Below are 11,648 nucleotides of genomic sequence, written 5' to 3'. Positions count from 1 at the left end.
AGCGCCAGATGTACGGCCGCGCGAGCTTCCCCCTCCTCCGCCACCGCATCCTCCTGGGCTGACCACACCCGCCGTCACCACCGACTACGGAACAGACCCAATCGTTTGACAGACCCGCGTCTTGCTCTTCGGGGCCGACACGGCCTGCCTGTTCAGCGCGGGGAGATCTCGCTCCACCTTCGCACCGACCGCTGCCGCATCCGTCTTCGCCTCAGCCTTTGCCCTTGCCTCCGCGGCATCCTTGGGCCGCTGCCCCGGTGAGGCTTCGGCCCTCCGAAGTTCTGGCACACCTCGCCGAGCGGGTCGTAGTGGGTCAGGGAGCGCGTGGCGACTGCCGCGCGGCGGTGTGTCACGGGACGTCGTCCGGTGCGGATGCGGGCAGGGTGAGGCGCCCGTTCAGGCGGAGGCCGCGTCGAGCTGCGCGATCTCGTTGTCCGTCAGGCGCAGGTCGGTGAGTGCCAGCAGAGCGGGGAGCTGTTCGACGGTGCGCGCGGATGCGATGGGAGCGGTCACTGTCGGCCTGGCAGCCAGCCAGGCGAGTGCCACCGTTGCGATCTCGGCCTCGTGCACCTGGGCGATGTGGTCGAGTGCGGCGAGCACCTTGGGGCCCCGCTCGCCTTCCAGGTGCTTCGCGGCTCCCTCTGCGCGAACGCTGTCGACTGCGCTGTTGTGCCGGTACTTGCCGGTGAGGAATCCCGAGGCGAGTGCGAAGTACGGCACGGCGGCCAGGTCGTTACGAGCGGCGACGTCCTGTAGTTCGCCCTCGTAGGTGTCGCGGGAAACGAGGTTGTAGTGGGGCTGGAGCGCCACGTAGCGGGCGAGGCCTTCACGCTCGGAGAAGGCGAGGGAGGCAGTCAGTCGCTCTGGACTGATGTTGGAGGCCGCGATCGCCCGGACCTTGCCCTCCTTCACCAGCCCGTCAAGCGCGGTGATGATTTCCTCGACTGGCACGGACCTGTCGTCCGCGTGTGTGTAGTACAAGTCGATGTAGTCCGTGCGGAGCCGGCGCAATGACCCCTCTACAGCGGCCTTGATGGTCGCCGAGGCCAGGCCCCTCAACTCGGGGTGCAGACCACCCTTGGTGGCTATGACCACGTCGGAGCGGTTCCCACGCGCGGCCATCCACCGGCCAATGACGGTCTCGGACTCGCCGCCCTTGTGGCCGGGGGCCCAGGACGAGTACGCGTCAGAGGTGTCGATGAAATTGCCGCCCGCCGTGGCGTAGGCGTCGAGTACGGCGAAGGACTCGTTCTCGTCGGCGCTCCAGCCGAAGACGTTGCCACCCAGGCAGAGGGGGTGAACTTGGAGGTTGGTCGAACCAAGGTTGCGATGATCAGTCATGATCCATACATATCAGTGTCGGTTTCTCACGTTCTGACCGGGTCAGGTAGGCAGCCTGATAGTGGTGGCCCCCCGGGCCACGTTGGTCACGGCCACCGGCCGACTTCGCCGGCCTCCGGGTGAAGGTCACCGCCGCGACCGTCACCCGGCGCGTCCCAGGGCTTCCGTTCGCCGGACGGCCACCTGTGTCCCTTCGGTGAACGCTTCCACGGGCGCCGGTGTGGAAGTTGGCCTGGCCTCAGGGGAGTTGGCGGCTGCGGCGGGGTGAGCAAGTCCCCCGCCCGCCAGCGGCACTGCCGGAAGAGCGACGCCGGGACCAGCGAGACGCCTGTTCCTCAGCGTGGTCATGTGTGTGCTCCTTCAGAGGCCTGTCCAGTGGCGGCGTCGCTGATGCCCCCTCAGGCCTCCAGCAATCTCTTTACTTGCCTAATCAAGTATGTTCGATGAGGTCAATTCTTGCAACACGCAGTCGACGTGGAGGGGGAATGCGCTCCGGGCCGTGAGCGCCCTGCCCTCACACCTGGAGCGAAACCGCGCCTGGACAGTGACGGACGCCCCCGCATGTGCGGGCGGGCCGGGTGCACTGGCACCAGGCGGGCGGGCTGCGATGGTGCGCACCGCGCTCCTACGCCCGGACGCAGCCCATCCTTGGAACAACCGGCCTCCGACAACACATCGCCGGGCCGCGCCATCCCACCGCGCCGAGCGCACTCACCCGAAAGCGGGTGAAAGCCCGGCACACTGCTTCGGCCGTGACCGGGCCGGTCGTCGGATGCGCCAGCGACTCGTCCTTCCGACGAGGTGACCGGGGCCGTCCTGGGCTGCCATCGCCGGCCCGCTCCAGCAGCAGCGGTACCCCGGCCCTGGGGGCGGTGAGCACGGTGTCCGCTCGGGCGCCGCCCTGCCGGGGTCAGTGGCCGGCTTCCCGGCCGCGGTGCGGTCCTGGCTGCCGTGGGCGGTGCGCACACCCCATCCGGGGTGGTCCGTTGGGTGCGGTCACCGACACCGACAGTGCGATTCTGGTCGTCAGGAGGCGGCCGGTGCCACGTACGGGAAGAAGGGGGTGGCGGGGGCATCGACGGCTTCCTTGCCGAGACTGATGCTCAGTGCACTGTTGGTGGTGAGCGAGAACATGACCTCGCCAGCGTTGTCGGTAAGCGCTCGGCCGTTGAATCGCGCGAACCCGAACACCGCGGGGGTGCCGATCGTATAAGGCAGGACGTTCGGGAAAATACGTTCGGCGATCTGCTGGCCGTAGGCCTGCGGATCGGTCGTGGTGCCGCGGGCTCCGACGACCGCTGCGACACGCCCGGCGATCTCCTGGCTCAAGGCACGGGCGTCATCGGCGGGGGCCGTCTGGTTCAGCCGCTCCGCGAGCTCGTCGTCGAACTGCGCGAAGATCGGCGAAACCATCGGCAGCCCGCATTTGTTGATGCGGTGCCATCCCCCTGCATCCGTGGCCAGCGCCGTGACCGCCCACACGCCGACGTCCTTGCCGTGGGTGAAGGGCAGCAGATCGCTGTCCGGCACTTCAAGTACGATCGAGCGCACTTTCTGTCCGGAAAACAGACTGCTCACCGGCGAATCGCTCGGAACCGGGACATCAACATCGGTACCGTGCTGGAACGCCTGGCCGACCGCCTCCACTACGCCCGGATTCATCCAGAACGGATCCCCCGCTCGGCCCGTCCACACCCGCAGCCCTGCGTCGGGGTCGAGTGTCTGCCCCGTCGTTCCGGTCAGGAGCACGGCGCCGTCGGCGCCGTCGTCACGCGCCTGCGTGTCCTCGAGCCTTCGCAGTTCGACCGATTGCGACCCGCTCGCGTCGGCCTCTCCGAAGCTGAAGCGGTAGGAGAGATCCTCGATGGCGTCACCGGTACTGTCGATCTTGAATTCGTACCGGGCCTCTGGATGGAAGCCCTTCGGCGCGTCCGGACCTGCGGAGTCGGTGCACACGTTCATCACGAAAACGGTGCCGCGTTCCCCGCGGAACACGTACACGTCGGAGATGTTCAGCCGGGCATCGGCCCGGGCCGCGGGCGAATCCAGGTGATGGGACATGCTGGGACTCCTCGCTAGCGGCGGACGTCGTGTCGTGAAGGACGCTGAACCGAGCCGCGGCGCGAAGGAGCGGCGGCGGCCTCGGGCAGAACGTAAGCGAGCCACTGTGCCGCTGCATGGCGAGGCCGTCCATTGGAGGGATGCCTTCGCCGCCCGTCTGACCGGCGACCAGCGGGGCGGTGTCGAGACGTGCAGCCGGGCCCCAGGCCGCGTGTCGTCCTCGGCCCGCTGAGGTCCAGGCAGTGGGTGGAGACGGCGGCGGTCACGATCCGGTCGTCCAGACGGGGGCACGGCGGCGGCCGCGAAGAGCCAGGGCGAGGTGGCGGCGCGCTCGGCGAGCAGTTGCCGGTGGTGGAGAACCTGAGGCCGACGTCACCCTCGCCGCCACGGTCCCCGCCGTCGAGGACGCCGCACTCGAACCGCTCCGCACCTACGTCCGCGGACACGCCACTGGCGGTCCCGTCCATTCGCGACGTTGCTTCCCACCGCCCACGTCGAAAAGATCCGAGACGGCGCGTTCATCTCCTGGCACCTGGATGAGTACTACGCCCTCTTCCGGGGCCGGCCGGCCTCGGAAGAACCGACCCGCACCTGCCACATCGACACCATCGACGTCCACGGCACCGTTGCGACAGCCACCATGTCGCTCTCCTGCGGCGCGGACACGTTCACTGACATCTTCCTGTCGAACCGCTCCGACGCAGCCGGCGCATCGCCAACCACGCACGGCGAACGGAGTTCGAAGCCTCTTGTCGCCGCACGTCAGCCCACTCGTGAACACCGCCGACACCACCTGCCCGGTGCTCAACTGCCGTGCCGCCCCGTACTCGCTGCCGGCTCGAGATGCCGCTCAGCCCACCGAGAGGGCGGACGCGAAGCGCGAGCCGGCCACGGAGCCCCATGTCTGCTGACCGTGTGACGCACGCCACAGGAACCTGTCCTGCCGCGCGGACAAGGTTGGACGTGGACTACTCATTGCACACCCGGATACGGGCAGGCGACCCCGAGGCGTTCCGCGAGCTCTTCCGTGACCACGCCAGGCTGGTCCACCGGCACGCGGTGCGCGTGACCGGGGACTGGGCCGTCGCCGAGGACATTGTCTCGCTGACCTTCTTGGAGGCGTGGCGGCTGCGCGTCAAGCTGCGGGACGAGGGCGACAGCCCGCGCCCCTGGCTGATGGGCATCGCCGTGAACGTATTGCGCAACACCACCCGCGCCGCGCGCCGCCACCAGCGCGCCCTGGAGCGCGTGCCGGCCAAGGAAACGGTCCGGGACTTCGCCGACGAGCTCGTCGGCCGCATAGCGGCTGCCGACCAGCTGGCAGCCGCCCAGCGGGTGCTGAAGAAGCTGAGCCGGAGCGAGCGCGAGGTCTTCACACTCTGTGTGTGGTCCGGGCTCAGCTACGCGGAGACGGCGGCCGTGCTCGGCGTCCCGGTCGGCACCGTGCGCTCCCGCCTGTCCCGCGCCCGCGCACGGCTGACCAAGCTGGTCGACGAAGAAATGAGGAAACGAACGGAACCGCAACCGCGCAACGGACAAGTACAGGGCGGCCGCACTTCTGCGGCCCGGTCACATGAGTCGTACAAGGAGAGGTCCGAATGATCCGCAAGAAGTCGCGGCATGAGGAGCCGCTGGACCACGCGGAACTGGCCCGTTTGCTGCCAGCGCCGGGAGACCCACACCTGTCGCGCGACCGTCACCTGCTTCTTGAGGAACACCTGATGAACGAGATCCAGCCCACCGCCCCCGTACCCGCGCCGTCCCGCCGCGCGGCACGCCGTGCCTTGTTGATCGGTGTCCCGGTCACCGCCACCGCCCTCGCCGGCGCATTCGCCTTCACCACGCTGACCGGTGCCGGTGCCGGTGCCGGGGGCAGCGGCAAGACCGCAGCCGTCCCGTCCCCGGTCGAAGCGCCAGTCGTCCGCATCGAGTCCGGCAGTACCGCCCAGCTCGCCTCCACCGTCGAGCACATCGCCGCCGCCGCCTCGGCACGCAAGACGCCCGAACCCGGTCCGGGCCAGTACATCTACATCAAGAGCAAGGTCTCCTACCTCACCGTCTCGCACACCGACGCAGACAAGTCAAAGATCTTGGTCGAGCCCCTGCACATCCGTGAGGTCTGGAACTCCCCCGAGGGCAAGCAGGGTTGGCTGAACGAGCCCGGTTACCGGCCCAAGGGTGGCATCACCCTCAACAGCGACGTCGAGCGCAGCTTGAACGCCCCCTCCTACGACTACCTCAAGACGCTGCCCACCGACCCGGACGCCCTGCTGAAGAAGATCTACGAGGAGACCAAGGGCCGGGGGAACTCCCCGGACCAGCAGGCATTCACCACTGTCGGCGATCTGCTCAAGGAGCAGCTCGCACCGGCGAAGCTGAATGCAGCGCTGTACCGGGCCGCCGCCAAGATCCCCGGGGTCGTGGTGGTGGACCATGCTCAGGACGCCGCAGGACGCGAGGGCATCGCCCTCGCACATGTCGACCAGCAGAGCGGCGATCGCACCGAGTGGATCTTCGACCGCAAGACGTACACCTATCTCGGCAGCCGCGCTGTCCAGGTCAAGCAGGTCGATGACATCAAGCCTGGCACAGTCCTCGAACGCACCGCCGTGCTGGAGCGGGCCGTCGTCGACGCCCAGAAGCAGCGCCCCGGCGCGCAAGGTGCCGATGCGTGAGAACGCGATCACCCCACTGGGGTGTTCATCGCGCGCAGACGCTGTCCGGTCGGCCAGCGGTGAGGAGCCGTTGTCCTACCGGATGTGATCACTGAGTTTCCGCTGGTCCGGCACGGTTCCGGTGCCGTCGTGGGAGCGTTCGGGCGATCAGTTCGTCCCTGACGCTGCGGAAGTGGCCGGTGGCGTCGGTGAAGGGGTTGCCGGAGGAGAGGGTGGCCGCTGCCCGGTTGCGGGGGGAGGAGCTTCTGGCGAAGGCGGGCCGAATCCTGTCCGCAGTGGTCGAGGCAGAGTTGGCACGCCGGGTGATCACTCAGGTGGAGCCGGCCGAGGCTTTGGCCGTCCCCGGTGATGCGGCGGGATGCGGCCGTGTAGGAGGCGGCCGAGCCGGTGGCGGCCGAAGCGGTGAAGGTCCGGGTCTGGTGTCGATCGTGCCGCGGTCGTACGAGCTGCAGCAGGCCGTGCAGAAGGCCGGCCGGCCCCCCCCGGACCCGGTCCGATGAATCGCCCGGTCCCCGGCCTACGGCTGGTCGGGCCAGGTAGCCAGCGGCTGAGCGTTCTCATGGTCCGGAGGATGAGGCGGGCGCGCCGGACATGCTCCGTACTCGCCGACCCAGCGGCGGAACTCGTCCCGGGCGACCTCGAACGGATCCAGGACCGATCCGAGGTAGTCGAGTTGCAGGTGGACGGGCCGGGTGGTGTCGCGGATGGTCAGGTCCCCGATCATGCGGAAGCTCCCATCGCCTTCGTGGCTGGCAGAGGTGGAGCGGAAGGCCATTTCCGGGTAGCGGTGGCGCGTCGAAGAAGTCGGGGCCGATGATATGCGCGTCCCTTTGCTCCACGCCCGTCTCGAGGCTGGCGACCCGGATGACGAGGTCGGCCCGCGACTCGGAAAGCCAGCCGTCTCTTCGGCAGGACGGTGAAACCGCTGGTGTCGTCATTGCGTCTGACCACGGTCAGCGCGATCCGCGAGGCGTCGCGGGCGAAGTCGACCAGGCGCTCGGTGTAGCCTCCGTCGGCCCACACCCGCGTGACGCGCCAGTGCCGTTCGCGCAGTCGGGCCAGGAGTGTCTGTCCCGCGTCCCGGTCGGTGACCGAGGCCGCGGTCACCATCACGGCCAGCAGCAGTCCGAGGGCGTCCACCACGATGTGCCGCTTGCGGCCGTTGACCCTCTTCCCGCCGTCGAACCCCCTGGTCACGGCTGGCACCCATGCGGCTGCCGTCACTGACTGCGCGTCGATGACGGCTGCGGTTGGCTCCGCACCCCTGCCCGCGGCCTGGCGGACCCGGTCACGCAGCCGGTCGTGGAACTCGGCGGTCAGGCCTTTGTCCCGCCAGCGCCGGAAGAAGGCATAGACGCGGTCCCACGCGGGGAAGTCCGCGGGCATCGCCCGCCAGGTGATGCCGCCTGCGACCAGGTAGCGCACCGCGTTGACCATCTGCCGGTGGCAATAGCCCTCAGGTTGCCCGCCGCGGCCCTCGAGCCAGCCGGGAACCGGCATCGCGTCACGCACGACGGCCCATTCCGCGGCGCTCATGTCCGACGGATACTGCGGTCGCCTGTACGGCCGGTCCCCGGCGTTCCCGAACCGGTGAGCGAGACAATCACGCGACACAGACGCCGAGTCGGACGACATCGGGGCCGGCACGGAAGACTGCAGCACCGGGGGCCTCCTGTTGCTCGGTTGGATTCGACACCCACGAGCTGTGCGGGAGGCCCCGCTACCATGCCCGGCCGACCACGAGATCACCCGACCGAGTCGACGACCTCGAACTCACGCCCACCAAGATCGATAGAGCAACAGCCTCTAACCTTGGCGTTCAACCTCGCTGGGCTTGGTGTTCCTTGATCGATTCGGCGCGTCTGACGGTCTTGCCAACGTCATGGCGCCTGGCCCATTGCTTGTTTTGCGAGCCGGGAGGCCGTCTTCCGGGGCCTGGCCGGGACGGTTTTGGCGCGCTTGCCGGGCGGGCTGCTGCCGCGCGGACGTTGCGAAACCCCCGGCGGACTCGGGCGGGGGTGAGGCGGCGGGGTTCTGCGGGCCGTTCCCATGGGCGGCGGAGGTCCTCGGCGAGGGGCCGAGCGAGGCGGAGCTGGGTGTGGGCGGCGATGATCAGCCAGGTCCACAGGTCGGCCGTCGGGGTTCCTGACCCTCGGGGCGGTTCAGCCCAGGGTCTGTTTCATCAGCCGGAACGTGTGCTCCAGGTCGAAGCGGCGGAGGAAGGACTGCCACCAGCGGTCCACGTCCGCCGGTGCGGCGGCGGTGGCCGAGCACCACAGCCAGACCGGTTTCGGGTCACGGTCACCGGGCAGGCGCTCAACCTGCAGGCGGATCAACGTGCCGTGCAGGACGGGGAGTTCTTCCTTGGCGTGCTCCAGCCAGGGGCCGCGGTGCGTGAGCCGGGGATGCATCCGGTCCCAGGCCGTCGTGGTGGCTGTGCCGTAGTGGGCGGTGTCCGCGGCGGTCGTGACGTCGGGCTCGTGCCAGCTGTCGGGCTTCTTGAACGTGAGGACGCCGCCATGCCGGCGGGGACGCCCGCCCCCGGGGACCCGACCGGGCGGGGCCGGGGTCGCGGAGCATGACCCGGTCCGAGCGCAGGCACCCGACCAGTACGACGGGCAGGTCGGCGAGAGCGTGGGTCAGGTAGGCGACGTCGTAGCCGGAGTCCATCACAATCAGAATGTCCGGATCGCCTGGTCTCCAGTGGCTTGCACTCGTCAACCGCATGACAACATCGTGGAGTTGGACGGCCGTGACGGTCGTCGATTCGTCAGCCGGGCCCAGGCGGACCGCGTCCAGGAGAGCGACCCAGGAGGTGCGGCCGGACTCCAGGGCCGCGACGAAGGAGTAGGGCCAGCCGGGCACCAACTGGTCCGAGCTGCGGTCGCCACGACCATAGACATGACAGCAGAGCCGGTCGCCGCTGGTGGAAGCGTCGGGTCGCAGCCAGTGCGACACGTCCACGGCAAGCACGATCCGCCCGTCGGCCGCCTTCGGCAGCGGCAGGCCCGCCAGCGCGCGGAGCAACCGTGTCGGCTCCAGCCCGCCACGGTCCAAGGCCGCGTACAGCGCACCGTGCCCGCGCCGGTGCTCGACCACCAAGGAGAGCTCGACCAGGGTTTTCACCGGCCCGTCCGCACACAGCACCGCATCGGTGAGGTCGAAGAGCGCGTCAGCCCGCTTGTAGAGACACTCGTAGAACTCGACCCGAAAGCGGGACAACAGACCCAACGCCTCGATTCCGGGCACACCGACAGGCAGACTCATGGGCAGCGGCCGTTCTCTCGTGCTTTGTGACTCGACATCTCGAAGCGTGGAGAACGGCCGCCTCCGCTGTCCCGTGAAGAACCGCGGGTCAGCAGGACGAGTGACCCGCGAGGTTAAACGCCAAGCTAACAGAGCGACACGCGATCCTTAGCGGCTCGACCTTCGAGGAGCAGATCGGCTATGCCCGTGCCGTGGTCGACGGCGACTGGGTGCATGTGTCCGGGACGACCGGCTTCGACTACTCCACGATGACGATCTCCGACGACGTGGTGGTGCAGGCCGAGCAGTGCCTGCGCAACATCGAGGCCGCGCTGGCCGAGGCGAAGTGCACTCTCACTGACGTAGTGCGGGTGCGCTACTTCCTGCCTGACCGCGAAGACTTCGAGCCCTGCTGGCCGGTCCTGCGCCACTACTTCGGCGACGTTCAGCCGGCCGCCACGATGCTCATGTGCGGTCTCGCCGACCCGCGGATGAAGATCGAAATAGAGGTGTACGCACGGCGGCGCATCCCGCCTCACGGTGGTGCCATGAGCGATCACTCGGTTGCGCCTGTTGTGCCCGTCGAGGCATATGAACCCCTTACTACCTGGCTGTCTTCACTACGGTGCGGACCCCGGAGCAGAGCGGCTACGGCGAGACCAACGCACATATGACCTGGTGAAGGACGTCCCCGGGCTCCTGGGGATGGACCACGCGCAGACTTTTGGCGGGCTGGGCATCACCGTCGGCTGCTTCCGCGACGCCGACGCCCTCACCCGGTGGCGGACCAACCTCGAGCACCGCGCGGCGCAACAGCGCGGGCGAGCCGAGTGGTACCAGAGCTACACACTGCATGTGGTGAAAGTGGAGCGCAGCCACGGATTCACGCGAGCCGAGGTTCCGTAGTGTCGACGATCACGACTCTACCCAGGGCCAACGTCAATCAAGAGTTCAAACGGGCCATGCACCCCATGCAGGCTTGCGGCCTTCTAGACGCCCAGTCACCGGGGGACCTATCGGCCCGGCGACGGATCGCCGAGCCGTTGCATGAGACGGTCGGTCCCGCTTTGGGTGTTGACGATGCGTCGTTTCCCGGGTGCGGCGCGCGCCCGTGAGAGCGGCCCGTGATCGTCGCGCTCCGGAGCGCAGCCCCATGTGACGAAGAGGTCACGGCCGTCCGTCCCGGTGATTCGGATCAGCGGGACGGACGGCAGTCGCGTCCGGCTCCGGGCAGGTTGCTCCGAGCAAGCCGTTACCAGGCCACGCGAACGCGGTAACTGCGGATGCCGCTAGGCTCGTTCCCCCAGTGAAGACCGGTGACGTTGGCCAGTGGGTGGGTGCAGTCCACGCCGGCGTAGGTCTCCACATTGGCGTACTTGAAGTTGGCCACCGAATACATCGGTTCCGGAAGGTTCGTGCACTCGGTGTCGGTGGCCGGAATGGGGTACACCGTCCCGGTGAGATTCGCACCGGTGTAGAAGTTGGCCTGACCCCAGGGGAGCTCAATCGCTGCGGCAGGCTGAGCGAGAACTCCGCCCGCCAGCAGCGCCGCGGAAACAGCGACGCCAGCACCCGTGAGTCGCTTGATCCTGAGACTGGTCATGTGTGCGCTCCTTTGCGACTTATCCAGCGTCAGCGCCGCCTGTGCACACCCGGGCCACCAGCGACACCCCGCTTAATTGCTTGACGCATCAATTATGCAGGGCCAGGGCAACTGCCGCAATGGCTGGTAGAGTTGGCGTCCGTCACACTTCGGCACACGGCATGCCAGGTCCCTCCGAGCAGCCCAGCGCGAGGCGCTGCTTCGAGCCCTGGCTGCGGCCAACCCGGACATCGTGAGATACGAGGGCAAGGCCATCGATGCGGCCCGCGACCAGTGCAGCGCCATCAACCGCGAAGCCCAACGCAAGGCCGGTCTCGGCAGCGAGGCTGGCGAGCTGGGTCTTCCAGCCGCGGGTGCGGTAGCCGTTGGAGCCCCCGCCGTCGGCAGTGATCAGCAGCCGGCGGGCGCGGGGGTAGTCGTGCCAGCCGCGGGCCTCCCACCAGCGGCGGATCGAGGCGACGGCGAACGCCGCGGTGTCGTGATCGGTGCCGATGCTGACCCAGCCGGTGTTCGCCGCTATGTCATAGATTCCGTACGGAATCGCTTTCTCGGCCTGGCCGGCAAAGTCATGCGTCTTGACCCTCACGGGCTGCCCTCCGGGCCGCCATTCGCGCCCGGCGTTCTTAGACCGTGTCCTACGTGGTGAGGCGGATGAGTCGCTTGTAGCAGCAGAGGGCGGCGGCGAGTCCGAGAAAGGCCAGGTAGTTGCGGGGATCGCGTTC

The 11,648-nt window shown here is 68.4% G+C and carries 8 protein-coding genes and 6 pseudogenes; 5 read left to right on the top strand and 9 right to left on the bottom strand.

Going from position 1 to position 11,648, the window contains the following annotated elements:
• Positions 1 to 396: 396 nt before the first annotated feature.
• Positions 397 to 1,341 (bottom strand): aldo/keto reductase, encoded by a 945-nt coding sequence (locus OO52_RS44720; protein ID WP_030657693.1) that lies wholly within the window; start codon positions 1,339 to 1,341, stop codon positions 397 to 399.
• Between the two features lie 1,026 nt (positions 1,342 to 2,367).
• Positions 2,368 to 3,402, bottom strand: coding sequence for a DUF4331 family protein (locus OO52_RS44715; RefSeq protein ID WP_030657696.1), 1,035 nt, complete (start codon positions 3,400 to 3,402; stop codon positions 2,368 to 2,370).
• 475 nt (positions 3,403 to 3,877) lie between these two features.
• Between OO52_RS44715 and OO52_RS54450 the strand changes: the two genes are divergently transcribed.
• From OO52_RS54450 to OO52_RS44705, 3 genes are read left to right on the top strand one after another with little or no spacing between them, the layout of a single operon-like run.
• Positions 3,878 to 4,321, top strand: coding sequence for a nuclear transport factor 2 family protein (locus OO52_RS54450; protein WP_324608332.1), 444 nt, complete (start codon positions 3,878 to 3,880; stop codon positions 4,319 to 4,321).
• Between the two features lie 44 nt (positions 4,322 to 4,365).
• The gene (locus tag OO52_RS44710) at positions 4,366 to 5,004 is read left to right on the top strand and encodes an RNA polymerase sigma factor (protein ID WP_030657698.1); all 639 of its coding nucleotides are present in this window, start codon (positions 4,366 to 4,368) and stop codon (positions 5,002 to 5,004) included.
• Positions 5,001 to 6,077 (top strand): CU044_5270 family protein, encoded by a 1,077-nt coding sequence (locus OO52_RS44705; RefSeq protein ID WP_030657700.1) that lies wholly within the window; start codon positions 5,001 to 5,003, stop codon positions 6,075 to 6,077. Before OO52_RS44710 ends, OO52_RS44705 begins: the two co-directional genes overlap by 4 nt.
• 619 nt (positions 6,078 to 6,696) lie before the next feature.
• Here the strand turns inward: OO52_RS44705 and OO52_RS54445 are convergent.
• The 4 genes and pseudogenes from OO52_RS54445 to OO52_RS44685 form a co-directional block, all read right to left on the bottom strand.
• Positions 6,697 to 6,967: pseudogene (locus OO52_RS54445) on the bottom strand (YceI family protein); the annotation flags it as partial.
• A gap of 19 nt (positions 6,968 to 6,986) precedes the next feature.
• Positions 6,987 to 7,613 (bottom strand): annotated as a pseudogene (locus tag OO52_RS53775) (IS5 family transposase); the annotation flags it as partial.
• Between the two features lie 626 nt (positions 7,614 to 8,239).
• Positions 8,240 to 8,488, bottom strand: coding sequence for a hypothetical protein (locus OO52_RS54885; RefSeq protein WP_167347959.1), 249 nt, complete (start codon positions 8,486 to 8,488; stop codon positions 8,240 to 8,242).
• Positions 8,394 to 9,344: a transposase gene (locus tag OO52_RS44685; RefSeq protein ID WP_078877586.1), complete on the bottom strand. Its 951-nt coding sequence runs from the start codon at positions 9,342 to 9,344 to the stop codon at positions 8,394 to 8,396. The genes OO52_RS54885 and OO52_RS44685 overlap by 95 nt, the downstream gene beginning before the upstream one ends.
• Positions 9,345 to 9,487: 143 nt before the next feature.
• Here OO52_RS44685 and OO52_RS53765 point away from each other — a divergent pair.
• Both OO52_RS53765 and OO52_RS53760 read left to right on the top strand, forming a co-directional pair.
• Positions 9,488 to 9,847, top strand: a pseudogene (locus OO52_RS53765) (RidA family protein); the annotation flags it as partial.
• A gap of 24 nt (positions 9,848 to 9,871) precedes the next feature.
• Positions 9,872 to 10,229: pseudogene (locus tag OO52_RS53760) on the top strand (antibiotic biosynthesis monooxygenase family protein).
• A gap of 346 nt (positions 10,230 to 10,575) precedes the next feature.
• Here the strand turns inward: OO52_RS53760 and OO52_RS44675 are convergent.
• From OO52_RS44675 to OO52_RS52355, 3 genes and pseudogenes are all read right to left on the bottom strand, one after another.
• On the bottom strand, positions 10,576 to 10,926 hold the full coding sequence (locus OO52_RS44675) for a hypothetical protein (protein ID WP_051819048.1): 351 nt from the start codon (positions 10,924 to 10,926) through the stop codon (positions 10,576 to 10,578).
• Between the two features lie 298 nt (positions 10,927 to 11,224).
• Positions 11,225 to 11,551: pseudogene (locus OO52_RS49115) on the bottom strand (ISAzo13-like element transposase-related protein); the annotation flags it as partial.
• Positions 11,552 to 11,561: 10 nt separating this feature from the next.
• Positions 11,562 to 11,648, bottom strand: a pseudogene (locus tag OO52_RS52355) (IS5/IS1182 family transposase); the annotation flags it as partial.

Origin of the sequence: Streptomyces flaveolus, assembly GCF_000716535.1 — a bacterium.
GTDB lineage: Bacteria > Actinomycetota > Actinomycetes > Streptomycetales > Streptomycetaceae > Streptomyces > Streptomyces flaveolus_A.
The sequence above is the reverse complement of the archived record's forward strand: the minus strand, read 5'-3'. Positions and strand labels throughout refer to the sequence as shown.